This window comes from Streptomyces microflavus, assembly GCF_014650075.1.
In the GTDB taxonomy this organism is placed as follows: Bacteria; Actinomycetota; Actinomycetes; order Streptomycetales; family Streptomycetaceae; genus Streptomyces; species Streptomyces microflavus.
Genome location: NZ_BMUG01000001.1, coordinates 288,164 through 311,670 on the forward strand (window position 1 = coordinate 288,164; position 23,507 = coordinate 311,670).

The 23,507-nt window shown below is 71.9% G+C and carries 23 protein-coding genes; 8 read left to right on the forward strand and 15 right to left on the reverse strand.

What is annotated here, in order from left to right; all coding sequences use genetic code 11:
- Nucleotides 1-5 precede the first annotated feature (5 nt).
- The 3 genes from IE264_RS01235 to IE264_RS01245 are packed head-to-tail and all read right to left on the reverse strand — an operon-like array spanning nucleotide 6 to nucleotide 4,544.
- A complete protein-coding gene (locus IE264_RS01235) occupies nucleotides 6-974 on the reverse strand; it encodes a hydroxymethylglutaryl-CoA lyase (protein ID WP_032758491.1) in 969 nt (322 codons plus the stop codon).
- Complete coding sequence (locus IE264_RS01240; RefSeq protein ID WP_032758493.1) at nucleotides 971-2,914, reverse strand: acetyl-CoA carboxylase biotin carboxylase subunit; 1,944 nt, start codon at nucleotides 2,912-2,914, stop codon at nucleotides 971-973. The genes IE264_RS01235 and IE264_RS01240 overlap by 4 nt, the downstream gene beginning before the upstream one ends.
- A gap of 7 nt (nucleotides 2,915-2,921) precedes the next feature.
- The gene (locus IE264_RS01245) at nucleotides 2,922-4,544 is read right to left on the reverse strand and encodes a carboxyl transferase domain-containing protein (protein ID WP_032758494.1); all 1,623 of its coding nucleotides are present in this window, start codon (nucleotides 4,542-4,544) and stop codon (nucleotides 2,922-2,924) included.
- A gap of 121 nt (nucleotides 4,545-4,665) precedes the next feature.
- On the opposite strand from IE264_RS01245, the gene IE264_RS01250 reads away from it, so the two are divergent.
- On the forward strand, nucleotides 4,666-5,286 hold the full coding sequence (locus IE264_RS01250; protein WP_015608686.1) for an SACE_7040 family transcriptional regulator: 621 nt from the start codon (nucleotides 4,666-4,668) through the stop codon (nucleotides 5,284-5,286).
- Nucleotides 5,287-5,325: 39 nt separating this feature from the next.
- On the opposite strand, the gene IE264_RS01255 is transcribed toward IE264_RS01250, so the two are convergent.
- A complete protein-coding gene (locus IE264_RS01255) occupies nucleotides 5,326-5,478 on the reverse strand; it encodes a hypothetical protein (RefSeq protein WP_158706550.1) in 153 nt (50 codons plus the stop codon).
- Between IE264_RS01255 and IE264_RS01260 the strand changes: the two genes are divergently transcribed.
- Both IE264_RS01260 and IE264_RS01265 read left to right on the forward strand, forming a co-directional pair.
- Complete coding sequence (locus IE264_RS01260; RefSeq protein WP_032758495.1) at nucleotides 5,477-6,142, forward strand: GOLPH3/VPS74 family protein; 666 nt, start codon at nucleotides 5,477-5,479, stop codon at nucleotides 6,140-6,142. The two genes, IE264_RS01255 and IE264_RS01260, sit on opposite strands and share 2 nt — an antisense overlap.
- The gene (locus tag IE264_RS01265; protein ID WP_032758496.1) at nucleotides 6,139-7,443 is read left to right on the forward strand and encodes a DUF418 domain-containing protein; all 1,305 of its coding nucleotides are present in this window, start codon (nucleotides 6,139-6,141) and stop codon (nucleotides 7,441-7,443) included. The genes IE264_RS01260 and IE264_RS01265 overlap by 4 nt, the downstream gene beginning before the upstream one ends.
- A 290-nt stretch (nucleotides 7,444-7,733) precedes the next feature.
- Here IE264_RS01265 and IE264_RS01270 read toward each other — a convergent pair whose 3' ends face one another.
- Complete coding sequence (locus IE264_RS01270; RefSeq protein WP_032758498.1) at nucleotides 7,734-8,642, reverse strand: NmrA family NAD(P)-binding protein; 909 nt, start codon at nucleotides 8,640-8,642, stop codon at nucleotides 7,734-7,736.
- Between the two features lie 139 nt (nucleotides 8,643-8,781).
- Here IE264_RS01270 and IE264_RS01275 point away from each other — a divergent pair, with 139 nt between their 5' ends.
- A complete protein-coding gene (locus IE264_RS01275) occupies nucleotides 8,782-9,384 on the forward strand; it encodes a TetR/AcrR family transcriptional regulator (RefSeq protein WP_032758499.1) in 603 nt (200 codons plus the stop codon).
- Here the strand turns inward: IE264_RS01275 and IE264_RS01280 are convergent.
- Nucleotides 9,350-12,385 (reverse strand): acyltransferase family protein, encoded by a 3,036-nt coding sequence (locus tag IE264_RS01280; protein WP_032758500.1) that lies wholly within the window; start codon nucleotides 12,383-12,385, stop codon nucleotides 9,350-9,352. The genes IE264_RS01275 and IE264_RS01280 overlap by 35 nt on opposite strands.
- A 14-nt stretch (nucleotides 12,386-12,399) precedes the next feature.
- A complete protein-coding gene (locus IE264_RS01285; RefSeq protein ID WP_032758501.1) occupies nucleotides 12,400-14,115 on the reverse strand; it encodes a glycosyltransferase family 2 protein in 1,716 nt (571 codons plus the stop codon).
- Nucleotides 14,116-14,432: 317 nt separating this feature from the next.
- On the opposite strand from IE264_RS01285, the gene IE264_RS01290 reads away from it, so the two are divergent.
- On the forward strand, nucleotides 14,433-15,266 hold the full coding sequence (locus tag IE264_RS01290; RefSeq protein WP_032758565.1) for a phosphatase: 834 nt from the start codon (nucleotides 14,433-14,435) through the stop codon (nucleotides 15,264-15,266).
- Nucleotides 15,267-15,364: 98 nt separating this feature from the next.
- Here IE264_RS01290 and IE264_RS01295 read toward each other — a convergent pair whose 3' ends face one another.
- From IE264_RS01295 to IE264_RS01305, 3 genes are read right to left on the reverse strand one after another with little or no spacing between them, the layout of a single operon-like run.
- Nucleotides 15,365-16,345 carry a cation diffusion facilitator family transporter gene (locus IE264_RS01295; RefSeq protein ID WP_032758502.1) on the reverse strand — a complete coding sequence of 327 codons (981 nt, stop codon included), beginning with the start codon at nucleotides 16,343-16,345 and terminating at the stop codon, nucleotides 15,365-15,367.
- 27 nt (nucleotides 16,346-16,372) lie between these two features.
- Nucleotides 16,373-17,266 (reverse strand): acyl-CoA thioesterase, encoded by an 894-nt coding sequence (locus IE264_RS01300; protein WP_015608677.1) that lies wholly within the window; start codon nucleotides 17,264-17,266, stop codon nucleotides 16,373-16,375.
- A gap of 39 nt (nucleotides 17,267-17,305) precedes the next feature.
- Nucleotides 17,306-18,463, reverse strand: coding sequence for an acyl-CoA dehydrogenase family protein (locus IE264_RS01305; protein WP_015608676.1), 1,158 nt, complete (start codon nucleotides 18,461-18,463; stop codon nucleotides 17,306-17,308).
- Nucleotides 18,464-18,733: 270 nt separating this feature from the next.
- Between IE264_RS01305 and IE264_RS01310 the strand changes: the two genes are divergently transcribed.
- Nucleotides 18,734-19,075: a DUF5713 family protein gene (locus IE264_RS01310; protein ID WP_032758566.1), complete on the forward strand. Its 342-nt coding sequence runs from the start codon at nucleotides 18,734-18,736 to the stop codon at nucleotides 19,073-19,075.
- 16 nt (nucleotides 19,076-19,091) lie between these two features.
- Here the strand turns inward: IE264_RS01310 and IE264_RS01315 are convergent, their stop codons facing one another.
- Together IE264_RS01315 and IE264_RS01320 are read right to left on the reverse strand one after the other, a co-directional pair.
- Nucleotides 19,092-19,664 carry a hypothetical protein gene (locus tag IE264_RS01315; RefSeq protein WP_032758504.1) on the reverse strand — a complete coding sequence of 191 codons (573 nt, stop codon included), beginning with the start codon at nucleotides 19,662-19,664 and terminating at the stop codon, nucleotides 19,092-19,094.
- Between the two features lie 216 nt (nucleotides 19,665-19,880).
- Complete coding sequence (locus IE264_RS01320) at nucleotides 19,881-20,351, reverse strand: MarR family winged helix-turn-helix transcriptional regulator (protein WP_063605766.1); 471 nt, start codon at nucleotides 20,349-20,351, stop codon at nucleotides 19,881-19,883.
- 359 nt (nucleotides 20,352-20,710) lie between these two features.
- Between IE264_RS01320 and IE264_RS01325 the strand changes: the two genes are divergently transcribed.
- Entirely contained in the window at nucleotides 20,711-21,064 is a 354-nt protein-coding gene (locus IE264_RS01325; protein ID WP_015608672.1) for a PRC-barrel domain-containing protein, read from the forward strand.
- 158 nt (nucleotides 21,065-21,222) lie between these two features.
- Here the strand turns inward: IE264_RS01325 and IE264_RS01330 are convergent, their stop codons facing one another.
- The gene (locus tag IE264_RS01330; RefSeq protein ID WP_032758506.1) at nucleotides 21,223-21,591 is read right to left on the reverse strand and encodes a VOC family protein; all 369 of its coding nucleotides are present in this window, start codon (nucleotides 21,589-21,591) and stop codon (nucleotides 21,223-21,225) included.
- A 63-nt stretch (nucleotides 21,592-21,654) separates the two neighbouring features.
- On the opposite strand from IE264_RS01330, the gene IE264_RS01335 reads away from it, so the two are divergent.
- Complete coding sequence (locus IE264_RS01335) at nucleotides 21,655-22,119, forward strand: MarR family winged helix-turn-helix transcriptional regulator (protein ID WP_032758507.1); 465 nt, start codon at nucleotides 21,655-21,657, stop codon at nucleotides 22,117-22,119.
- Nucleotides 22,120-22,360: 241 nt separating this feature from the next.
- Here IE264_RS01335 and IE264_RS01340 read toward each other — a convergent pair whose 3' ends face one another.
- Nucleotides 22,361-22,870 carry a hypothetical protein gene (locus tag IE264_RS01340; protein ID WP_032758509.1) on the reverse strand — a complete coding sequence of 170 codons (510 nt, stop codon included), beginning with the start codon at nucleotides 22,868-22,870 and terminating at the stop codon, nucleotides 22,361-22,363.
- A gap of 5 nt (nucleotides 22,871-22,875) precedes the next feature.
- A complete protein-coding gene (locus IE264_RS01345) occupies nucleotides 22,876-23,280 on the reverse strand; it encodes a hypothetical protein (protein WP_158706551.1) in 405 nt (134 codons plus the stop codon).
- Between the last annotated feature and the right edge of the window lie 227 nt (nucleotides 23,281-23,507).

The window sequence follows — 23,507 nt, forward strand, 5'->3', positions numbered from 1 at the left end:
GTGGCTCACTCCTTGTGGGAGGGGGAGGAAGAAAGGGAAGGGGTCAGGGCGCGGACCGTGCGGGATGGGCTCGGTCGGCCCAGGTGTTCGGCCAGCCAGACGCTGGTGGCGGTGAGTTCGGACAGGTCGACGCCCGTTTCGATTCCTAGGCCGTCGAGCATCCACACCAGGTCCTCGGTGGCGAGATTGCCCGTGGCGCTCTTCGCGTACGGGCAGCCGCCCAGGCCGCCCGCCGAGGCGTCCACCGTCGTCACCCCGTGCTGGAGCGCCGCCAGGGTGTTGGACAGCGCCTGGCCGTACGTGTCGTGGAAGTGCACCCCGATGGAGGGCGTGGGGACGGATGCCTCGTTCAGCGCTGTCAGCAGTGCCGTTACGTGGCCCGGCGTCGCCACCCCGATCGTGTCGCCCAGCGACAGCTCGTCGCAGCCCAGGTCCATCAGCGCCTTCGCGACCCTGACGACCTGCGCCACCGGCACCGCGCCCTCCCACGGGTCGCCGAAGCACATCGACAGGTACCCGCGCACATGCACCTTGTCCGCCTTGGCGCGGGCCACCACCGGCTCGAACATCGCGAGCGACTCGTCGACCGTCCGGTTCAGGTTGCGTGCGGCGAACGTCTCCGTCGCCGAGCCGAACACCGCGATCGACCGGGCCCCGAGCGCGAGCGCCCGGTCCAGGCCGCGTTCGTTCGGGACGAGGACCGGGAGGGACACGTCACCGATGTCCGCGACCTCGCCGAGGAGCGGGAACAGCTCCTCCGCGTCCGCCAGTTGGGGCACCCACTTCGGGTGCACGAAGCTCGTCGCCTCGATGGTCGTCAGGCCCGCCACGGCCAGGCGGCGGATGAACTCCGCCTTCACCGGGGTCGGGACGGTCTCCTTCTCGTTCTGCAGGCCGTCCCGCGCGCCCACTTCGTGGATCCGGACCCGGGCCGGCAGACCGGGCGCCGGGACCTTCATGGGGAGCGTGGTCATGAGTCCTCCCGAGGGGCCACTACCGCCAGGATCTGGTCCATCGCCACCGTCGCGCCCGCCGTGACGTCCAGCTCCGTGACCGTCCCCGCGTGCGGGGCGGAGATCACGTGTTCCATCTTCATCGCCTCCACCACGAGCAGGCTCTGACCTGCTTCGACCTCGTCCCCGACGGCCACCTTCACCACCGTGACCGTGCCCGGCATCGGCGCCGCCAGCGTGTCCGCCCCGCCCCGGCCGGCCCCGCTCAGGGACGCCTCCACCGGGTCGTGGTCCTGGACGTGCCAGGTGTCGCCGTCCCGGCCGAGCCAGTCGCCGGAGCGGTGGAAGTGGCCCACCGTGCCGTCGAGTTCGACCGAGACCCGGTCGGCCGTGACCGTCGCGGAGGCCGGGGCCTCGTACGTCACCGGGTCCGCGCCGGACACCCGCAGCGGGAACACCAGCGGCGCCGGGGTCCCCCCCGTCCGCCACCCGCTCGGCACGGAGAACGGGTCCGTCCAGCCCCCCGCGTCCGGCCGGGGCTCCAGCACCTCCCGGCGGACCGCGGCCGCCGCCGCGTACACCTCGTCCGGAACCCCGTCCGGCACCAGGCCCTCCGCCTCGCGCTCCACCAGCCCCGTGTCGAGGTTGCCGGAGATCACGTCCGGGTGGGCCAGCAGGCGGCGCAGGAAGCCCGCGTTGGTCGGGACGCCCAGGATCACCGTGTCCGCGAGGGCCGCCCGCAGCTTGCGGATGGCCGTCGCGCGGTCGGGGCCGTACGCGATGACCTTCGACAGCATCGGGTCGTACAGGCTGCCCACCGGCACGCCCTCGCTGAGCCCCGAGTCCGTCCGCACCCCGCCGCCCTGCGGCTCGCGCAGGGCCAGCACCGTACCGCCGGATGGCAGAAAGCCGCGGGAGGGGTCCTCGGCGCAGACGCGGGCCTCGATCGCCCAGCCGGTGAGGCGGATGTCCTCTTGTGCGTACGGGAGTTGCTCGCCCGACGCCACCCTCAGCTGCCACTCCACCAGGTCCAGGCCCGTGATCAGCTCCGTGACCGGGTGCTCGACCTGGAGGCGGGTGTTCATCTCCATGAAGTAGTACGAGGCCGGGTCGTTGCCCGGGACGATGAACTCCACCGTCCCCGCGCCGACATAGCCGCAACTGCGCGCCGCCTGCACGGCCGCCTCGCCCATCGCCGCCCGCGTTTCCGGAGTGAGGAGGACGGACGGCGCCTCCTCGATGATCTTCTGGTGGCGGCGCTGGAGCGAGCACTCGCGCTCGCCGAGGTGGATCACGTTGCCGTGGGCGTCGGCCAGGACCTGGATCTCGATGTGGCGCGGGCGGTCGATCCACCGCTCCACGAGGAGGGTGTCATCGCCGAAGGAAGAGCGGGCCTCGCGCCTCGCCGCCGCGATCTCCTCCGCCAGCACCTCCGCGTCCCGGACCAGGCGCATGCCCTTGCCGCCGCCGCCCGCGGAGGGCTTCAGCAGCACCGGGGTGCCGATCTCCCTTGCCGCCGACTCCAGTTGGGCATCGGTCAGGCCGCTGCCGGACGAACCCGGGACCACCGGGACCCCGGCCGCCGAGACCGTCTCCTTGGCCCGGATCTTGTCGCCCATGAGCGAGATCGCGGAGGCGGGCGGGCCGATGAAGGTCAGCCCCGCCTCCGCGCAGGCGGCGGCGAAGGCCGCGTTCTCCGCGAGGAAGCCGTAGCCGGGGTGGACGGCCTGGGCGCCGGTCCGGCGGGCCGCCTCCAGCAGTGCGGGCACGCTCAGATAGCTCTCGGCGGCCGGCGGCGGGCCGATCCGTACCGCCGTGTCCGCCTCCCGCACATGCCGGGCGTCCGCGTCCGCGTCGCTGAAGACCGCGACCGAGCGCACCCCCAGCTCGCGCAGGGTCCGGATCACCCGGACGGCGATCTCGCCGCGGTTGGCGACCAGAACGGTGTCGAACATCGTCATCTGTTCCTCACATCCGGAAGACGCCGAAGCCGGGCCCGGCCGGGTCCTTCTGGGGCAGCGGGGCATTGGCACAGGCGGTCAGGGCGAGGCCCAGCACCTGGCGGGTGTCCACGGGGTCGATCACACCGTCGTCCCAGAGCCGGGCGGTGGCGTAGTACGCGTTGCCCTGAGTCTCGTACTGCTGGCGGATCGGGGCCTTGAACGTTTCTTCGTCCTCGGCGCTCCAGTCGTCACCGAGCTGGTCGCGCTTGACGGTGGCCAGGACGGAGGCCGCCTGCTCACCGCCCATGACGGAGATCTTGGCGTTGGGCCACATCCACAGGAAGCGGGGCGAGTACGCCCGGCCGCACATGGAGTAGTTGCCCGCGCCGTACGAACCGCCGACGACGACCGTCAGCTTCGGCACCCGGGTGCAGGCCACCGCCGTGACCATTTTCGCGCCGTGCTTGGCGATGCCGCCCGCCTCGTAGTCCCGGCCGACCATGAAGCCGGAGATGTTCTGCAGGAAGACGAGCGGGATGCCGCGCTGGTCGCACAGCTCGATGAAGTGCGCGCCCTTCTGGGCCGACTCGGAGAACAGGATCCCGTTGTTCGCGACGATCCCCACGGGGTGGCCGTGGATGCGGGCGAACCCGGTGATCAGCGTCGTACCGTACTCCGCCTTGAACTCCTGGAAGCGCGAGCCGTCCACCACCCGGGCGATGACCTCGCGTACGTCGTACGGGGTGCGGGAGTCCACCGGCACCGCGCCGTACAGACCCGCCGGGTCCACCTTCGGCTCCTCGGCCGGCTCGACCGACCAGGGGAGCGGGGCGCGGTCCGGGAGGGTCGCCACGATGTTGCGGACGATCCGCAGGGCGTGCGCGTCGTCCTCCGCGAGATGGTCGGTGACCCCCGACGTACGGGAGTGGACCTCGCCGCCGCCCAGCTCCTCCGCCGTGACGACCTCACCGGTCGCGGCCTTCACCAGCGGCGGGCCGCCGAGGAAGATCGTGCCCTGGTTGCGGACGATGACGGCCTCGTCGCTCATCGCCGGGACGTACGCCCCGCCCGCCGTGCAGGAGCCCAGCACCGCCGCGATCTGCGGGATGCCCGCCCCCGACATGCGGGCCTGGTTGTAGAAGATCCGCCCGAAGTGGTCCCGGTCGGGGAAGACCTCGTCCTGCATCGGGAGGAACGCGCCGCCCGAGTCGACCAGGTAGAGGCAGGGGAGCCGGTTCTCCAGCGCCACCTCCTGCGCGCGCAGGTGCTTCTTCACGGTCATCGGGTAGTACGTGCCGCCCTTGACGGTCGCGTCATTGGCGACGATCACGCACTCCCGGCCGCTGACCCGCCCGATCCCGGCGATCACCCCGGCCGCCGGGGCGGCGCCCCCGTACAGCCCCTCGGCCGCCAGCGGGGCCAGCTCCAGGAAGGGCGAGCCCGGGTCGAGGAGGGTGTCCACCCGGTCCCGGGGGAGCAGCTTGCCGCGCGCCTCGTGGCGGGCCCGCGCCTTCTCACCCCCGCCCAGCCGTGCCGTGGCGAGCCGTGCCGCCAGCTCGTCGGCGAGCGCGTGATGCGCCGCCTCGTTGGCCTGCCAGGCCTCCGAGGCGGGATCGGCCGCGCTCGCCAGGACCGGTGCCTGCTGCATCGTGTCGAGCCCCCTTGCCCGTACCGCGATCATGTGCGTGATAACCGTCTGCTGTTAATGAGCGTTAACGCGTTTCCCTCAGGTTAACGAGCGCTAACGGCCCTGTCTAGAATGAATCCTCATGAGCACCCATGCCGCCGCCCGCGTCGCGGCCCCCACCCGCCGCGAGCAGATCCTGCGGGAGGCCGCGCGCCTCTTCGCCGAGCGCGGCTTCCACGGTGTCGGCGTCGACGAGATAGGCGCCGCGGTCGGTATCAGCGGCCCCGGCCTCTACCGCCACTTCCCCGGCAAGGACGCGATGCTCGCCGAGCTGCTGGTCGGCATCAGCGAGCGGCTGCTGGACGGCGGCCGCCTCCGGGTGACGGAGGACGCCGCCCGGGGCGACGGCTCCCCGGAAGCCCTCCTGGACGCGCTCATCGAGGGCCACATCGACTTCGCCCTCGACGACCGCCCCCTCATCACCCTCCACGATCGCGAGCTGGACCGGCTGCGCGACACGGACCGCAAGCGGGTGCGCCGGCTCCAGCGCGAGTACGTGGAGGTCTGGGTGGGTGTCGTCCGCGCCCTCTACCCCGGCCTGCCCGAGAACGAGGCCCGCGTCACCGTGCACGCCGTCTTCGGCCTGCTGAACTCCACCCCGCACCTGGCCCGGCCCGAGGCCCGCCCCGGGCGCGAGGCCACCGCCGCGCTGCTGCACCGGCTGGCGCGCGGGGCGTTCGCGGCGGCCGCGGACCCCTCCTGAGCAGGAGTTCCGCCCCCTGGGCAACCCCGGGCGGGTTCTTCACGTCTGTCCGAGGAGCAGGGTGAGGAGACCGGTCGGTACATCGATCGGGACGCCGGTCGTGACATCGATCGGGACGCCGGTCGTGACATCGATCGGGACGCCGGTCGGGACATCGATCGGGACGAAGAGAGTACGGGGGAGCCTGACCATGGCCGTCTCGCTGGGCGAAGAGATCATGCTGCTGTCGCTGGACGACACGACCGGCGCGGCGAAGGGGGAGTCGGCGGCGCGCTGGGGCGTGGCCGCGGGCATGCTCCTGGAGCTGGTCATGGCGGGCCGCGTCACGGTGAAGGGCGGCCGCGTCGAGGTCTTCGACCCGACCCCGACCGGCGACGCCCTCCTCGACGGAAGGCTCGACCGGCTGGTGCGCTGGGTCCACGGGGCCTCCAGCAGCCGCAAGGTGGTCGACTGGCTGACCCGGGAGCACGCGAAGGGCTCGCAGGACGTGGTGGCCGGCCTCTGCGCCCGCGGCCTGGTGACCGAGGAGAAGCACCGGGCCCTCGGCGTCTTCCCGGTGCGCCGCTACCCGGAGGCCGACGGATCCGTCGAACGGGAGCTGCGCGCACGACTGGCCGCGGTGGTGCTGCACGGGGCCGAGCCGGACGCCCGCACCAGCGCGCTGGTCGCTCTGCTGCACGCCACGGGGATGCACCCGCAGACCTTCCCCGGCCTGCCGAAGAAGCAGGTGGCCCCGCGGATGGCGGAGATCGCCGACGGCCACTGGGCGGGCGTGAGCGTGCGGGAGGCCATCCGCAACCTCCAGGCCGCGATCTCCACGGTGACTGTGGTGACCGTGCTCTCCGTCGTCCCGTGAAGCATCCGGAGACCAGCGAGACCAGCGAGACCAGCGAGACCAGCGGGCACAGCGAGCACATCGGGCACATCGAGCACATCGGGCACATCGGGCCCATCCGGCACACGTCAGCGGCCGAGCCCGCAGCCGTGATGCCAGGGCCCCACCGCATCGTCGAGGTCGACGCGCTGCGCGGCTTCGCGCTCTGCGGCATCTTCCTCGCCAATGTCCTGGTGATGGCGGGCATCGAAGGGCGGGGCGGCGACGGGCCGAGCGCCAGTGGTCTGGACCAGGCGGCGCACTGGCTGGTCATGATGCTCGTCCAGACCAAGTTCTACCTGCTCTTCTCCTTCCTCTTCGGCTACAGCACCACCCTCCAGATGGACTCGGCCGAACGCGACGGCGCCCCCTTCGCGCCCAGGATGCTGCGCCGCCTCCTCGGCCTGTTCGTGCTCGGCGCCCTGCACGCGGTCCTGCTGTACCCGGGCGACATCCTCACCACGTACGCCGTCCTCGGCCTGGTCCTCTTCGCGGCCCGGACCGTCGACCCGGCCAGGATGTGGCGCGCCGCGCTCCGGGTGTACGGGGCCGTGGCCGCGCTCTACCTGCTCCTCGGGGCGGCCGTCGCCCTGGTGGACACGGGCGGGGGCGACGAGGGCCTCGCGGCCTCCACGGCCGAGCTGACCGCCGCGTACCGGGGCGGCCCGGCGGACGTGGTCCGCGCCAACATGGATGCCTGGACCGACATCCTGGCCGGGCTCCTCATGATGGGCGGCATGGTCGTCGCGGCGTTCCTGGCCGGGTTCGTGGCGGGCAGGCGCCGGCTCCTGACGGGCACCGGCACCCCGGACCGCGTGGCCCGGCTGCGCCGGATCTGCGGCTGGGGCCTGGCCGTCGGGCTGCCCGGCGGCGTACTCATGGCGGCGGGCACGGTGGGGCCGCTGGGCGCCCGCTGGGAGATCCCGATGTTCATCGTCGGCATGCTCACCGCACCCGCGCTCAGTGGGGCGTACGCCTGCGGTCTGCTCCTCTGGTTCACCACTCCGCGCGGCGCCCGCCTCGCCGCCCGGCTGGCTCCGGCCGGCCGCATGGCCCTCACCAACTACCTGGTGCAGTCCCTCGTGATGGCGCTCGTCTTCACCGGTTACGGGGCCGCCCTGTACGGCCGGGTCGCCGCGGCGGCCGTGCTGGGCGGGGCGCTGCTCTTCTACGGGTGCCAACTCGCCGCCTCCGCCCGGCTGATGGAACGCCACCGGCTCGGCCCGGTCGAACGGCTGCTGCGCGCGGTCACGTTGTGGGGCCGGCCGACGCCTCGCGCCTGAACAGGCGTTTCCCCGGAGGGCGTTCTCCCGGAAAAGCGTTCGCCCCCTCCTCGGGCGGAAGGCGATACTTCCGGTGTCCGGACACGGCCGCACCATCGTGCGGAACCGGGCCCCGGCCGACCGCGCCGTACGAGCGCGCTCGGCCCGCACGACGGCTCGCGCGGGTCCCTGGGTAACGGGGGGAGGGACCCGCGCGTGGCCGATCTGCGGTGCTGCCGATCTGCCGTCCCGCCCATCTGCCGTGCTGCTGTGTGCTGCCTTCCCGCCCCTGCCGGAGGCGGCGGTTCCCCTCAGGCCGCCGTCAGGTGCTCGCGCGCCCAGGTGGCGAGCGTGGTCACCGGAATCCCGAGCTCCAGGGCGAGTTCGGGGCGGGCCGGCTGGGTGATGGCGTTGCTCCAGACGTGACCGGCCCCCCATGCAGGCATGCCCGCTGCGAGGGCCTCGTCCAGGCTCATCGTCGGTGCCTCCACCGGGACCCCCCACGCGGTGGACAGCGTCCGGGCGACCTCCTCCATGGTGAGCAGCTCACCGGCGAGCTCCAGCTCCACCTCGTGGAAGCGGTCGGGCTCCTGGATGGCGTGGGCGGCGGCCGCACCGATGTCCTCCGTCGCCACCAGCGCCAGGGTCGTGTCCGGCAGCAGGACCGTCGCCAGTCCGCCTTCGGGCCCGTGGGGCGCCAGTTGGGGCAGGTTGTCCATGAAGAACGCGGGCTTGATCACGGTCCAGCGGGCGAAGCCCGCCCCGCGCACCTTCTCCAGGATCGCCTGCTTGGTGTCGAAGTAGCCCGCCATGGCCGCCCAGCGGCCCTCCGCCCACCCCGGGGTCTCCGTGTGCCGGCCGACCCCGCTGGTCGAGGACTGGACGAACTGGGGCACGCCCGCAGCGCGCGCCGCCTCGATCAGGTTGGTCGCCTGCGCCAGCTCTCCGGCGAAGTCGACGCCGGTCTCGTCCATCGGCGGCATCTGCACCGAGAACACGGCACGGACGTCCGCGCAGGCCGGGTCCAGCGAGGACCGGTCGGCGAGGTCTCCGGTGACCAGTTCCACGCCGAGGGCCTCGACGGCCTTCGCGCGCGGGGAGTGCGGGTCGCGTACCAGCGCGCGCACCGGCACGTCGGCGGCCAGCAGTGCTCGGGCGACAGCCCCGCCCTGGCGTCCGGTGGCACCGGTGACCAGTACGGGGGCGGAACGTGATGCCATGGCGGTGTCTCCTCGTGTAGGGGGAACAGAGCGGCTCGGGACGGCGCAGCTCGGGAAACACAAAACGGCGGGCCCCGCCGTTTCGCACTCGCTACGATATGGCGGGGCCCACCACTTAGCAAGGAGAGAAGGAGAGCACGTGACCGGTCAGCGCTCGGACGCCCGCCGCAACTACAGCCGCATCCTGGCCGTGGCCGAGGCCGAGGTCGCCCGGCACGGTGCCGCCGCCTCCCTCGAACAGGTCGCCCGCACCGCGGGCGTCGGCTCCGCCACCGTGCGCCGGCACTTCCCCACCCGGCAGGCCCTGCTCGAAGCCGTCTTCCAGGAGCGCATCCAGGCCCTCTGCGAGCGCGCGGACCAGCTGAGCCGGGCCGACGACAGCCGGGCCGCGCTGCTGGACTGGCTCCACGACCTCGTGCGGTACGCCGTCTCGGCCCGCGGCCTCGCGGACGTCCTCACCTACGAGCCCCCCACCGACGTCCCCGCCGCCGAACCCGCCGCCGCCCAGGCGCAGCACTCCTGCGGCGCGGTGCTCGAAAGCGCGGCGACCCCTCTGCTCCGCCGCGCCCTCCGCGAAGAGGCGGTCAGGCCGGGCGTCACCTTCCACGACCTGCTCACCCTTGCCGTCGGCATCGCCCTGGCCACCGAGCACCATGCCGAACCGGCGGTCCAGGCCGACCGCCTCTTCACTCTCACCGTCGAAGGCCTCAGCCCGAGCCCCCGCCCCCTTCCCCGCCCTTGACCTTGACCTTCACCGTGACCTGATCGACCCGCATCGGATGGCCCGGCTCGGTGGCGGGCCCGGCCGTGGCGCCGTCCGCTGCCGGGAGCTTGCCGCCGATCGCCACGTTCAGGATCAGGAACACCCCGTGGTCCACCGCCCGCTTCCAGGTCCCGGCGTCCATCCGCCCGGCGCTCACCCGGTGGTACACGCGGCCGTCGAGATACCAGCGCACCTCCCGCGCGCCGAGGTCGACCTCCACGGCATACGAGTGGAACTCCGTACGGCAGCTCGCGCACGTCTGCGGACCCGAGGTCAGGCCCACGGGCTCCTCGCACGGCCCGCCCTCCAGCACCCCGCAGTGCATCGAACCGAAGACGGTGTCCCGGCCGTTGACGGACTCCATGATGTCCAGCTCACCGACGCCCGGCCAGCCGGTGTACCCGTCGCGCAGCGGGGCGCCCAGAGTCCAGAACGCCGGCCAGTAGCCCGCCGCCTTCGGCCCGGTCACGTCCGGCAGCGCGATCGACGCCTCGATCCGCAGTACTCCGCCGGGCGGCGGTGCGAAGTCGGAACGTACGGTCTCGATCCGCCCCGAACTCCACTGCTCACCCTCCCTGGTGGGGACGATCTCCAGCGCGCCCTTCCCGTCCAGGCGGACGTTGTCCGTCGAGTCGGTCATGGTCTCGATCTCGCCGGTGCCCCACTGCGGGGCCGGGCAGCCGGGGTAGCAGGTGCCGAGGTCGTACTGCCAGTCGGCGGGGGAGGGGCGGCTGCCCGCCGGGCCGTCGAAGTCGTCCCGCAGCAGCTCGGTCCAGCCGTCGGCACCGGGCGCGGCGGGCGCGGCAGGGGTCGCGGGGGCCGTGGCGGCGGGCAGCGCGCCCGAGTCCGTCAGCAGCCGCTCCAGCCGGGGGGCCAGCACGACGGCTGCCACGTTGGTGAGGTGGGCGTCGTCCCGGTAGAGCAGGATGCGGTCGCGTACGGCCGGGCAGGTCGGCCCGTTCCCCGGGCAGAGCACCGGGTTCACGCTGATGGACCGCACGCCGGGCACCGCCCCCGACGCGATCCGCCGCGCCAGCGGATCGGCCGGAACCGCCTCCGCCCGGCTGAACGCGCAGGCGGCGGCATCGTCCGGAGCGCCGGAGACACACGCCGGGATGTCCGTCCCGGGTACGGGGGTGTCCTCGATGTACACGATCGGGGCACCGGTCGCCCGCAGCGGCTTGAGGGTCTTCTCCCAGGCGGCGGTGAGGAGTTGGCGGTCTGTCGTGTACCGGTTGAGCGAGGCGATCACGATGAGCCTGGGCTTGGGCCCCGTACGCAGCCGGTCCAGGGTGCCCGCGCGCCAGGTGTCGCACTCCCGGTAGGCGCGGCCCAGTTGCGGGCTGTCCACCGCCAGTTGCGGCAGCGGACAGCCCTGCTTGACCAACTCCTGCAGCGCCCAGCCGCGTTGGGCGGCCAGTGCCAGCATCGGGGAGAACCACTGGCCCGCGTGCGAGTCGCCGAGCAGCACGATCCGGTCCGGGCTGTCCACCGCGCCGAACAGGCACTCCGGGCTGCGGGTCACCTCCGGGGCGACCTGGCAGTCCCGGTCCGGCGGGAAGTCCTTGCGCGCCTGGGCAGGGTTCGGCACCACCGGGCCGTCCCCTGGGGAAGCCCCGGCAGCCCGCGCGAGCAGCGACGGCCCGGAGACGGCCCCCGGCGGCAGGCCCTTGACGTCGACCGGGGTGGCGGGGCCCATCAGGTGCAGGGTCGCGGTGCCCACCACCAGGGCGAGCGCGACCGGCAGCACGATGGCGGAGACGCCCACCGCCAGTCCGCGCCGGGGGAGTTCGGAGACCGTACGGCTGCGGCGCAGCGGCTGCTCGACCCAGCGCATCGTGGCGAGCGCGGGCAGCACGGCGGCCAGCGTCAGCGCGGTCCTCGCGGGCCAGCCGAGCGCACCCAGCCGGGCCTCGGCGAGGACGAGCACCGGCCAGTGCCACAGGTAGAGGGTGTACGAGAGCCGCCCGACGGCCCGGGGCGCCCGGCCCGCCAGCAGCCGCCCGACCCCGTACGGGCCCTGGACGTTCCGCTCGCCCCGCCCGGGTATCGCCGCGAGGATCACGGCGGCGGTGGCCAGGGTCGGGACGAGCGCCGCATAACCGGGGTACGGCGTCGAGGCGTCGTACGCCACCACGCACCAGCCGATCGCCGCGGCCCCGCCCCAGCCGCACAGCAGCCGCAGCGTGCGCGGGCCGCGCAGCAGATGCCACGGCAGCAGCGCGAGCAGCGCGCCGACGCCGAACTGCCAGACACGCGAGGGAGTTCCGAGGTACGCGAGCGAGACGGAGTCCTCCGTCCAGTGCAGGGACAGCGCGAACGAGCCGAGGACCAGCGCCCCGGTCACGAGCGCCACCACCGACCGCACGGCACGCCCCCGGCGGACCGCACGGGCGGCGCAGAGGACGACCACCGCGAGGAGCGGGGCCCAGAACAGGTAGAACTGCTCCTCGACGGCGAGCGACCAGAAGTGCAGCAGCGGGCTCTGGTCGTGCCCGGCCGCCAGGTAGTCGGTCCGCTGGGAGACGAACCGCCAGTTGGCGAGGGAGAGCGCCGCCGAGAGGACGTCGTACTCCAGGTCGGTGCGGCGCAGCGGCACGGTCAGCCAGGCCCCGGCCACCGCCACCGCCGCGAGCACCACGGCGGCCGATGGCAGCAGCCGCCGGGCTCGCCGGGAGAAGAAGTCGCCGAGCCGGATCCGGCCGGTGCTGATGGCCTCGCGGACCAGGAGGCCGGTGATCAGGTACCCGGAGATGACGAAGAAGACGTCGACGCCGATGAACCCGCCCGCCAGGCCCGGGATTTCGGCGTGGAAGGCGAGGACCGCCAGGACGGCGACCGCGCGCAGCCCCTCGATGTCGGGCCGGAACGCGGACCGGTGCGGGCTCGGCCCGGACTCGCCGCCGTAGCGGGACGGCGGCGGTGTGAGCGGTGGTGCGGAGGGCTTCCGGCGGGGGCCGGGAGCAAGGAGGAAGGGCATGGCGAGAAGGCCTTTCAGCTCGACCAGGGGAGCATCGGGTTGACCCACCCCGAGGCGAGCAGACCGGTGAGCAGGAGGACGGCGGAGGCGGCGAGGGTCTCGGGCCAGCGGCGGGGCAGCATGCCGGTGGGGGAGCGGAGGGCGGCGAGGAGGGTTCTCCCACCCGCACCCGCACTGCGCGGCTTCGGGATCGCAGCGCCCCCGGCCCCCGGCCGCAGCTCGGCCGAAAGGTCCCGCATCAACGGCACATTGATCTGGAGCTGCACCAACAGGTAGAGCAGGAGCCCCCAGTTGGGCTCCCAGCCGTTACGGGCCACGGCCAGCGCGATCCCGGCGGCGGCTGCCCCGTTGGACAGGACGAGCCAGACCAGCGAGACGCCCACCACCCGGCGGGCCATGGAGCCCGAACTCCCCTTGCTCTGCGCCCCCGTGGGCACCCAGGCGGCGCTGCGCCCCCGCAGGGTGTGCCAGAACGCGGTCGCGGCGGCCACGCTGGTGAGGACGTTGGCGCGGATCACCTCCACACGCCAGCGGGTCCGGCTGATCCGGGGCAGCAGCACGTGCCAGAGCCAGAGCGGGGCGAGCAGCGGCAGCACGTGCCAGGGCCGGATGTGGTCCGGATACCAGAACATCATCACCAGCGGCGGCAGCGGCGCGGCGAAGGTGTTCACGGCCGTCGTGAGGTACCCGACGACACCCTCGTAGAAGCAGAGCCGCATCCGCCAGGGCGCGCGCATCCGCTTCAGTACGGGCGTCCCCAGCAGGTGGAGGTTGCCCATCGCCCACCGGTACTGCTGGTTGACGAAGGAGGTGACCTCGTCGGGCGAGGTGCCCTTGGCGACCAGGACGGGGACGTACTGGGTGCGGAACCCCTGCTCGTGCAGCGCGAGCCCGGTGTACAGGTCCTCGCTGTGGTCGAGCCGGGCGAAGCCGCCCGCCAGGTCGATCGCGGCCCGCCGGTAGACGGCGTTGCTGCCGCAGCAGATGGCGGCGTCACTGGCGTCGCGCGAGGGCTGGATCCAGCGGAAGAACCACTCCTGCGCCGAACCGGCGGCGCGCTGGATCCACCCCATCGTCTCGTCGGTGTCGAAGCACTGGGGGCTCTGCACGATGCCGACGGCGGGGTCGGCGAGGTAGGGCACGAGGTGGCGCAGGAAGTCCGGGCGAGGTGCGAAGTCCGCGTCCAGGATCGCGATGAACTCGGCGCTGCTCAGGGTGAGCGCGTGGTTGAGGTTGCCCGCCTTCTTCAGATGTCCCCGGTCGGGCCGGACGACGTAGGCGTAGCCGTACGAGGCGGCCAGCGCGGCGACCTCGGGCCGGTCGCCGTCGTCCAGGACCCAGACGGTCAGCGCGTCGGGCCAGTCCACGGCGGCGACGGCGCGGTAGGCGTTGGCGAGGACGGGGAGCGGTTCGCCGCAGGTCGGCAAGTACAGGTCCACGGAGGGCAGTTCGGCCGGCTGCCAGGCGTGGACGAGGACTTCGTGCGACTGCCGGGTCAGCCGGCGCTGGCGCAGGCTGTTGACGGAGGAGAGCAGCAGGGCCACGACGTTGAGGCCGAGGATGGCGAGGAACGCCCAAAGGGCAGGCGTCCGGAGCGCGAAGGCGAACATGGTGGCCGCGGTGAAGACGAAGGCGAGCGAACTGCTGACCAGGACCCAGCGGCGCTGCGGCCCGAAATACCAGTAGAGCTCGTCGTCGGACGGTGGTTGCGGCAGGTGATGCACGGTCATAAAGCCCCCCACGGCTGTGTATGTACCCGTTTCCGTACCTGTTTCAGTACTCGTTTCCGGTGGCCACCCTAGCGCCAAAGGTATAGACCACTTGCGCGAGACCGAGGCAACGGACGGAATGAGACAGCGGATTGGCGTGGTTCGATTGGTCCAGACCTCTGGGTGGTTCCATTCGAGCGGCCGGACCCGTCCGGCGGAGGAAGGGCCAGGTCACGCGGGGGTGAACAGTCCCGGAAGAGTTGCCGGGATCCCGGCAGGGCGTGCCCGGCGTACGGGACACCGGGCACACCCCGCACCCCGGACGGCACAATGGGTTCATGCCGATACCCAGCCGCGCCGCCCTCGTCGACCACCTCGTCCGTTCGCGTATCGCGGGGGACGTCGCCACCCCTCGCGACAACAACCTCTCCCACTACCGCAAGCTCGCCAACGGGGACCGCCACTACTGGCTGGGCCTGGAGCTCGGCGACCGCTGGACCGACGAGCAGGACGTGCTCGCGGTGATGGCCGAGCGCTGCGGCGTGAACGACGACCCCGCGCACCGGGCGGGCCAGGACACCATCGACCCCGAGCTGACGGTCGACGCCCTGGAGCGGATGGCGGCCCGCCTGCGCAAGGCCGCGGACGGCCACGAGCGGGTCCTCTTCGCCACCGGCCACCCCGGCGGCCTGCTGGACGTGCACCGGCAGACGGCGGACGCCCTGCGCCGGGCGGGCTGCGAGATCGTCCGTATCCCCTCCGGGTTGATGGCGGACGAGGGCATGGTCTTCCAGTTCGCCGATGTCGCGATGCTGGAGCGCGGGGCGACCCTCTGGCACACCCACTCCCCGGCCCCCATGGCGGCCATCCTGGACGCCATGGCCCACCTGGGCCGCCCGCTGCCCGACCTCGTCGTCGCGGACCACGGCTGGGCGGGCTGCGCAGGCCAGCGCGGGCTGGACGCGATCGGTTACGCGGACTGCAACGACCCGGCCCTGTTCCTCGGTGAGGCGGAGGGCACCCTCCAGGTCACCGTTCCCCTGGACGACCACGTCACCGACCCGCGCTTCTACGACCCCATGACGGACTACCTGCTGCACGCGGCGGGGCTGCTGGAGGCGGAGCCGATGGAGGAGCCGGAGGAGGAGCCGGCCGAGGAGTCCGCAGCGTAGAGGCTCGGGGCGTTTCCCCGGAACAACCGGAACAACCGGAACGACCGGAACGACCGGAACAACCGGAACAACCGGAACAACCGGGACGAGCAGGGGCTTCAGAGACCGGGGTGCTCCTGCTGTCGCCGCCGCCGCTGCTCAGGCCCCGGCGTCGGGTCCAGGTACACCCGCTGGACCGAGGGGAACCGCTCCCGCAGCTGCGCCTCGGCCTCCTCGCAGGCCCACTCGACCTCCTCGGCGGTGGCCATGTCCCGGAAGTCGATCTTCGCGGCGATCAGGATCTCGGCCGGCCCCTGGATGAGCGTGGTGAGTTCCAGTACGTCGACGATGTGCGGGACGGACAGCAGCTCGTCGCGCACCCCCGCCCGCACGGACGCGGGCAGCGGCCGCCCGATGAGCAGCTGCGCGTTGGACCGGCCGAGGACCCAGGCCACGTACACGAGCAGCAGGCCGATCAGGCAGGACGCGATCCCGTCCCAGGCCCCGGACCCCGTCAGCTGCCCGCCGAGCAGCCCGCCCGCGGCCAGCAGCAGCCCGACGAGGGCCGCCGAGTCCTCCATGACGACGGCCTTCACGGCGGTGTCGGGGGTGTGGCGCAGGTAGTACGTGTCCGGCACCCGCAGCCGTGACGCCTCGCGCCGCACCTGTTTGACCCCGGTGCGCAGGGAGTAGCCCTCCAGCAGGAAGGCGACGCCGAGGACGATGTACGAGATGAGAGGGTTGCCCAGCTCCTCGCCCGCGATCAGGGTGTGCACCCCGTCGTAGATCGAGAAGACCGCACCGCCGACGAAGGTGGCGATGGAGGCGAGCATCGCCCAGATGTACCGCTCGGGGCCGTAACCGAGGGGGTGGTCCTCGTCGGCCGGCTTCTCGCTCCGCTTGAGGGCGGTGAGGAGCATGACCTCGGTGACGGTGTCCGCCACCGAGTGGGCCGCCTCGGAGAGCATCGCGCTCGACCCGCTGATCAGCCCGGCGACGGCCTTCGCCACGGCGATGCCGAGGTTGGCGAGAGCCGCCACGATCACCGTGAACGTGGACTCCCCGCCATCAGCTGTGCTGTCCGCTTTCGCGTCACTCATGGTGGGGAGTATGTCCGAATCGGGGCGTCAGGTGGCGCTCATCCCGGGGGCACGCGGAACCCGGACGACACCTTCCTGGATGACGGTGATCGCGAGGCGCCCGTCGGCGGTGTAGATACGGGCCTGGCCCAGGCCCCGCCCGCCGGAGGCCGACGGCGACTCCTGGTCGTACAGCAGCCACTCGTCCGCCCGGAAGGGCCGGTGGAACCACATCGCGTGGTCCAGGCTGGCCCCGACCACGTCCCCGACCGCCCAGCCGCCCCGCCCATGGGCGAGGAGCACCGAGTCGAGCAGCGTCATGTCGGAGACGTAGGTGGCCATGCAGACGTGCAGCAGCGGGTCGTCCGCGAGCTTGCCGTTGGTCCGGAACCAGACCTGCGAGCGCGGCTCGCGCGCCTCACCAACCGTGCCGAACGGCGGCGCGTCCACATACCGGAGGTCGACGGCGTCCCGCGCCTCGATCAGCCGGTCCACCATCCCCGGATCGCTGAAGCGGTCCGCGTACCGGGGCAGCATCTCGGCGGCCGTGGGCAGGGTCTCCGGATCAGGGGAGGCGGGCATGTCCGCCTGGTGCTCCAGCCCCTCCTCGTAGCTCTGGAAGGACGCGGAGAGGTGGAAGATCGGCTGCCCGTGCTGGACGGCGACGACCCGGCGGGTGGTGAAGGACTTCCCGTCGCGGATGCGGTCGACGCTGTAGACGATCGGCGCGCCCGGGTCGCCCGCCCGCAGGAAGTACGCGTGCAGGGAGTGGGCGCCCCGGTCCGCCGGGACCGTCCGGCCCGCGGCGACCAGCGCCTGGGCCGCGACCTGCCCGCCGAACACCCGGGGCACGACCGCGCTGCGGCTCATGCCCCGGAAGATGTCCCGCTCGATCTGCTCCAGGTCGAGCAGATCGAGCAGGGAATCGAGTGCTGCGCTCATGGAGAGAACGTAGTCCTTACCGAACCGGCTGTGGGCTTTCTACAGGCCCATGGACTTGGCGATGATCGACTTCATGACCTCGCTGGTGCCGCCGTAGATGCGGTTGACCCGGTTGTCCGCGTACAGGCGGGCGATCGGGTACTCGTTCATGAAGCCGTAGCCGCCGTGCAGCTGGAGGCAGCGGTCGATGACGCGGTGGGCGACCTCGGTGCAGAACAGCTTGGCCGACGCGGCCTCCGCCGCCGTGAGCTCACCGGCGTCCAGGGCCTCCAGCGCGCGGTCGGCGACGGCCTGGGCCGCGTCGACCTCGGCCTGGCAGGCGGCCAGCTCGAACTTGGTGTTCTGGAACGAGGCGACGGTCTTGCCGAAGACCGTGCGCTCCTGGACGTACTCCTTGGCGAACCGGACGGCGGCCGCGGCCTGCGCGTACGCGCCGAAGGCGATGCCCCAGCGCTCGGAGGCCAGGTTGGTGCCGAGGTAGCCGAAGCCCTTGTTCTCCTCGCCGAGGAGGTCCTCGGCCGGGACCTTGACATCGACGAACGCCAGCTCGGCGGTGTCGGAGGTCTTCAGGCCCAGCTTGTCGAGCTTGCGGCCGACCGAGTAGCCCTCCGACTTGGTGTCGACGGCGAAGAGGGAGATGCCGAAGCGGCGGTCGTCCTCGCGCGGGGCGGCGGTACGGGCGCAGACGATCACACGGTCGGCGTGGACGCCACCGGTGATGAAGGTCTTCGAGCCGTTGAGGACGTAGTGCGTGCCGTCCTCGGAGAGCTTGGCGGTGGTCTTCATGCCCGCGACGTCGGAGCCGGTGCCAGGCTCGGTCATCGCGAGGGCCCACATCTCCTCGCCCGTCGCGAACTTCGGCAGCCAGCGCTTCTTCTGCTCGTCGGTGGCGAGCATCTTGACGTAGGGCAGGCCGAGCAGCGTGTGGACGCCGGAGCCGCCGAAGGAGACACCCGCGCGGGCGGTCTCCTCGTAGATGACGGCTTCGTACTTGTGCGAGTCGATGCCCGCGCCGCCGTACTCCTCGTCGACCTCGATGCCGAAGATGCCCAGCTCGCCGAGCTTGAGGTAGAACTCGCGCGGCACCTGGCCCGCGGCGAACCACTCGTCGTACACCGGCACGACCTCGGCGGCGATGAAGGCGCGGATGGTCTCCCGGAACGCCTCGTGGTCCTCGTTGAATACCGTACGGCGCACGGGGTGCCTCCTTGGTCGGCTGAAGTGTTCGACGGCTGGTGCCTATGTGTTCGTCGGCTGGGCATGCGCTCACCGGGCATGGCTAAGCGCTTGCTCATTCCCCCTCGAAGTTACCGGTCGGTCACGGAGCTGTCCAGGGTGATGCTGAGCACGCGCGAGCGTGGCCGGGCCGGGGTCGTTGTCAGTGGCGTGGTGCAGGATCGCCGGGAGTGGATCGGTACGCGTCCGGGGCGGGGCCCGGGGCGCGCGGAGGGGCATGGGGGCAACATCGTGACGATCACGAACCGGCAGGTGGCGGAGCACGCGTTCCTGCTCCCGCTGTACGAGGACGACTACTTCCCGGATCACGTCCTGGACCGGGGCAGGGCGGTGCTCCTGCGCCTGTGCGAGCGGATCGAGGCCGAGCGGCCCGGGGACCTGGCGGCGCTGTACCGGATGACCGAGGGGGCGACCGAGGAGTTCAACGCCCTGGAGGCGGAGTTCGAGGCGGCGGGCAGCGAGATCGAGACGGTGGCGCGCGAGGAGATAGGCGAGGCGTTCTGGTTCATCGCGCAGGCGTACGGCTTCGCGGACGCGGACGGGGAACAACTGATCGCGGCGCGGGAGTGGTGAGGGCACGGGCCGGGCGTCACTCCGGCGGGCGGGCGGGGGTTCGGCGGCGGTAGTAGGCGATCGCGAGAGCGATGGTGATGGGACCCCACGCGGCGATGGGCGTGACGCACACCGCCGCGAGCGCCTGCCAGGCGTCGTTGCTGTATCCGATGCTGTCGGCGATGCCGTAGGGGGCGAGCCGGCGACCGTCGCCGATCGGGACGGAGGTGAACAGGAAGGTGAGTATCAGGCCGCCGAGGACGGCCGGGACGACGGCCGCCATCGGCCGGACGCGTCTGCCGCCGATGACCGGGATCCAGGCGGGCGCCACCTCTCCCCAGCCCCGGACCAGCCCGATGGTCAGTATCGCGATCAGCTCCGACAACACGCTGAGCCCGACGACGTACGGGATGCTCAGCCAGTAGCCGGGCATGCCGCCGCCCTCGTGCACCTGCCCCATCTCGAAGTGCAGGGCGAAGGGCAGCCGCCACAGGCACGACGGCAGCAGGAGCAGCGGAAGCGCGTACGCCAGGCGCAGCGCCCAGCGGGGCACGGGCCGCTCGGTGTCGCCGACGGACGGCGGCCGGTGAAGGATCATCTTCAGCGTCATGACTCCATCGTCGTGACGCGGGCACAGCGAGAGATCCCCCATGAGAGCCAACTCGCTCCCCGCGCGGGGGAGGCCGTGCCGGGCTGCATCCCCCGGGAGGGGGAGCGCGGCCTCGCAGCCGCGGAGGTCACCCCGTGCACCCCGTACGCCCGCTCCTGCCTGTGCCACCGCTGAGGTCACCCGTACGCCGGCTCCCGCTCGTGCCACTGCCGTGACTCACCCCGTACGCCGCTCCGGCCCGTCGTCCGGTGGACGCTCCGTCCTGGGGGCGGGCGGTTCCGTCTGGGCGACGGTGAGTGCGGCGCGGATGGTCTCCACCGCCTCCATGAGCCGGGCTCGCGAGGCCGGTGCCGCCCGTTCCAGGGCGGCCGCCAGCCGTTCCTCGCGCCGGGCCCGCAGCCGGTCGAGGTGGGCCCGCCCCTGAGTGGTCAGGTGCAGCTCGACCTCCCGCCGGCTGGACGGGCTGGAGGACCGCCGTGCGAAGCCGAGGGCTTCCAGCCGGTCGCACAGCCGGCTCACCGAGGACGGCGCGGCGGCCAGCTCGGCGCTCAGGTGCCGCAGATTGATGCCTTCCCGGCGTTCGAGCACGTACATGACGCGGAGCTGCGGCGCGGACACGGTGACGGGCGACGTCACGTCGGGCACCCGCGTCCAGTGGACCTCCAGCAGCTCGATGACCCCACGCATCGCCCGCGCCACATCGCGGAGCCTGTGATCAGGGCCTGACCGCTCTACGCCCATGCTGGAACACCCTCGGTCGAGCTGCGGGCCTGTCCGCGCCTGCGGGCAGGTCTTCCATAGCGTTGACGCCCCAGCCGTTCCGAAACCCATGATTCTTCCTTCGGTGTGCGCGGGCGCGGCGCGGGGGCGTCGAATTCCCGCGAAATGGATCGAAAAACGCACGAGTTCGCAGACATGGTGCCGAGGGGGCCGGGCACGAGGCTGTCAGCGGTTGCTCAGGAAGTGAGCACGGCGGAAAGCACACCTTTTACGAGGGACGCGTGCCGCTGAACCAAATTCATTCACGTGCGATCGAAGGAGTTTTTATGACTGAGAACCTGTGGGGCTACCAGCCGACCGCCGGCCACACCGCCGGCACCGACCTGATCGGTTACAAGGTCGAGGCGACCGACGGCAGCATCGGCAAGGTCGACAAGCACTCCGACGACGTCACGTCCTCGTACCTGGTGGTCGACACCGGCGTATGGATCTTCGGCAAGCACGTCCTGCTTCCGGCGGGCACGGTGAGCCGGATCGACGCCGATGACCAGAAGGTCTACATCGACCTCACGAAGGACCAGATCAAGGACGCCCCGGAGTTCGACAAGGACAAGCACGTCGGCGACGCGGACTTCCACCGCACGACGGGTGAGTACTACGGACGCCACCGTCGCGTCTGATCCGACGGCGACGCCGACGGCACAGAGGTGACAGCGGGCGGGGCGGGACGCGAGGGTTGCGTCCCGCCCCGCCCGCTTGTCTCCTGCGGAGGCGCCGGGGGCGCCGGGACGCCTCCGGGGCCGTCGGGGACCGGTGATCGTCCGATGGCGTGGGCGTATCAGGCGCGGTCGTGGAGGGTGACGTGGTACCCGTCGGGGTCGGCGAAGGCGAATGTCCGGCCGAAGGGGCCGTCGACCGGCGCGGAGACGATGGTGTGACCGTCTGCGACGAGAGCGTCGTGGATGGCCTGGACGTCGGTGGCGTGGAGCCAGATCGCGGCACCGATGCCGGGCTGGGCCACGGATGCGAGATCGGTGCCGGGAACGACGTCGCGGAGTGCGAACGCGATCGGCTTCGTCTCGAAGACGACGGCGTGCGGCGGTCCGGCCTGCGAGCGGACGAGGCCGAGGTACTGCTCGTAGAACGCCTGTGAAGCGTCGAGGTCGCGCACCTGGAGAGAGATGAAGTCGGGGCCGGTGGCGGGCATGATGATGCTCCTTCTCTTCGTGTCAGAATCCTGACACGAGCGAATGTATGTCAGACTTCTGACATGAGTCAAAACGGTGTCGGCGTCGACCTGGACAAATCGCTGGGCTACCTGCTGAAAGAGGCTTCGAGCGCCCTGCGCGCAGCCATGGAGGAGGTGCTGCGGCCGCTCGGCATGAGCGTGACGCACTACTCCTGCCTGGAGCTGCTGGCTCAACGGCCGGGCTTGTCGAACTCCGAGCTCGCGCGTGGCGCGTTCGTGACACGGCAGTCGATGAACGTGCTGCTCCAGGCCCTGGAACGAGATGGCTACGTGACCAGGCCTGCGGAGGCGCGCGTCGGGAAGGTGCTTCCCGCGCAGCTGACACCTCGCGGCCGACGGAGCCTGGAGAAGGCGACCGTGGCAGTCCGGTCCGTCGAGGTCAGAATGCTGGCCGGCATGACCGAGACCGAGCAGTCAGGCGCGTTCCGGATCCTGCAGAGCATGATCCATTCCCTGCGCGACGGCGACGGCGACGACGGCGCATAGCTCATCCCCGCGGCGCACGAGGCTGACCGTCGACCGTAAGGCGTAGAAGGGGAGGCAGAGGCGAGGGCGCTCGAACTGCTGGACCACGCCGACGACATGCCGGCCGACGAGCAGACCGACGACATCCAGCTCCGCCACGTCAGCGCGGCCCTGACGCACTCCCTGAGTGACGTGCGCCGGGTCGTGCGGAGTCGGGGCCTCAGGCTCGGGGATCCCTGACGACTCGGGGGAGGAGCACCCGTCAGGACAGTGGCTCGTCCGGCTGCTTCGCTGACGGCTGCGGCGTACGTTCGTGGTTGGCCAGTTCGGTGAGGCCGAGGACGGAGCGGTACTGCTCCGGGGCGAAGCCCGTGGGGTTCTGGCCCGCCATCCGGTCGTCCTCGTGGCGCTGCCGCTGCTCCTCCGCGTACGACCGGAGCGCGGCGCGGGCCTCCTCCGGGGTGCAGTCCAGCGCGGTGGCCACCTCGGCCCAGGTGGCCCCCAGCTCCAGGGCGGCGTGCACGGTGCCACCTCGGTACCGCAGGACCGTGCGGCGGATGGACTCGCTCAGCGCCAGTTTCGTCAGGGCGTCGGCGGCGGTGGCGCGTTCGGTGGGGCGCGCGGCGGACGGCAGGTGACGGAGGGTGAGGCGCTGCTCGGCCTCGCCGTACTTCTCCGCCTGCCAGTTCAACGGGGTCGTGGTCGTCACGTCGTCGGGCCGCCGGACCGCCTTGGCCTTCCAGTACTGGTACGCGTCGATGCCGATGCTCACGGGGGTCAGGCCCTTTCGGTCGTCGTCTGCTGTTTCCGGCGGCCCCACATCGCCACGGCGACGACAGCGCCGATCGACACCAGATGCGCACCGGCCCCGACGAGCAGGAACCGCCAGGGGGAGCCACCCCGCCCGAACGCGTCGAGGCCCAGGCCGACGGCGGCCACGGCCGCCACGATCAGGCCCATCCACGGCAGTGCGTACATCGTCAGCGTGCCCGCCGTGGTGCAGCGGAACGGGGTCGACGTGGTGGAGCCGCAGTCGTCGGTGGCGAAGACGGACAGGTAGAGCACGCCGAGGTTCACCAGCAGACCCAATCCGGCCAGGACGGCCACCGTGCAGAGGTAGAGCAACGGCCACTGGTCCGGCGTGCAGGGGAGGGCGCTCGTGTACGGCGTACCTGTGCTCATGGGCCCACGGTAGAAAGCTGGTTGGCGGCGGGCATGAGCGTTCGTACTCAGCCCGGCCTGGCCGATTTCCGACTCGTACGGTGACGGCCCCGCCACCGGATCGTGCGCGGGTGCGACCCGGTACCCCGTGAAAAGCGCCCACCGGATCGCGCTCGACCGCGACGTGGTGACGCGGGACATCAACTACTTAAAGAACCAAGAGAAATAACCCACCCGACCCACCCGGC

What these genes read in the sequence shown, in the direction of transcription:
- IE264_RS01345 (WP_158706551.1), bottom strand. Translation starts at nt 23,280, where the DNA reads ATGAGCACAGGTACGCCGTACACGAGCGCCCTCCCCTGCACGCCGGAC.
- IE264_RS01240 (WP_032758493.1), bottom strand. Translation starts at nt 2,914, where the DNA reads ATGACGATGTTCGACACCGTTCTGGTCGCCAACCGCGGCGAGATCGCC.
- IE264_RS01280 (WP_032758500.1), bottom strand. Translation starts at nt 12,385, where the DNA reads ATGCCCTTCCTCCTTGCTCCCGGCCCCCGCCGGAAGCCCTCCGCACCA.
- IE264_RS01285 (WP_032758501.1), bottom strand. Translation starts at nt 14,115, where the DNA reads ATGACCGTGCATCACCTGCCGCAACCACCGTCCGACGACGAGCTCTAC.
- IE264_RS01255 (WP_158706550.1), bottom strand. Translation starts at nt 5,478, where the DNA reads ATGGTCAGGCTCCCCCGTACTCTCTTCGTCCCGATCGATGTCCCGACC.
- IE264_RS01330 (WP_032758506.1), bottom strand. Translation starts at nt 21,591, where the DNA reads ATGCCCGCCACCGGCCCCGACTTCATCTCTCTCCAGGTGCGCGACCTC.
- IE264_RS01245 (WP_032758494.1), bottom strand. Translation starts at nt 4,544, where the DNA reads ATGCAGCAGGCACCGGTCCTGGCGAGCGCGGCCGATCCCGCCTCGGAG.
- IE264_RS01300 (WP_015608677.1), bottom strand. Translation starts at nt 17,266, where the DNA reads ATGAGCGCAGCACTCGATTCCCTGCTCGATCTGCTCGACCTGGAGCAG.
- IE264_RS01335 (WP_032758507.1), top strand. Translation starts at nt 21,655, where the DNA reads ATGAGTCAAAACGGTGTCGGCGTCGACCTGGACAAATCGCTGGGCTAC.
- IE264_RS01290 (WP_032758565.1), top strand. Translation starts at nt 14,433, where the DNA reads ATGCCGATACCCAGCCGCGCCGCCCTCGTCGACCACCTCGTCCGTTCG.
- IE264_RS01270 (WP_032758498.1), bottom strand. Translation starts at nt 8,642, where the DNA reads ATGGCATCACGTTCCGCCCCCGTACTGGTCACCGGTGCCACCGGACGC.
- IE264_RS01295 (WP_032758502.1), bottom strand. Translation starts at nt 16,345, where the DNA reads ATGAGTGACGCGAAAGCGGACAGCACAGCTGATGGCGGGGAGTCCACG.
- IE264_RS01325 (WP_015608672.1), top strand. Translation starts at nt 20,711, where the DNA reads ATGACTGAGAACCTGTGGGGCTACCAGCCGACCGCCGGCCACACCGCC.
- IE264_RS01320 (WP_063605766.1), bottom strand. Translation starts at nt 20,351, where the DNA reads ATGCGTGGGGTCATCGAGCTGCTGGAGGTCCACTGGACGCGGGTGCCC.
- IE264_RS01315 (WP_032758504.1), bottom strand. Translation starts at nt 19,664, where the DNA reads ATGACGCTGAAGATGATCCTTCACCGGCCGCCGTCCGTCGGCGACACC.
- IE264_RS01250 (WP_015608686.1), top strand. Translation starts at nt 4,666, where the DNA reads ATGAGCACCCATGCCGCCGCCCGCGTCGCGGCCCCCACCCGCCGCGAG.
- IE264_RS01235 (WP_032758491.1), bottom strand. Translation starts at nt 974, where the DNA reads ATGACCACGCTCCCCATGAAGGTCCCGGCGCCCGGTCTGCCGGCCCGG.
- IE264_RS01260 (WP_032758495.1), top strand. Translation starts at nt 5,477, where the DNA reads ATGGCCGTCTCGCTGGGCGAAGAGATCATGCTGCTGTCGCTGGACGAC.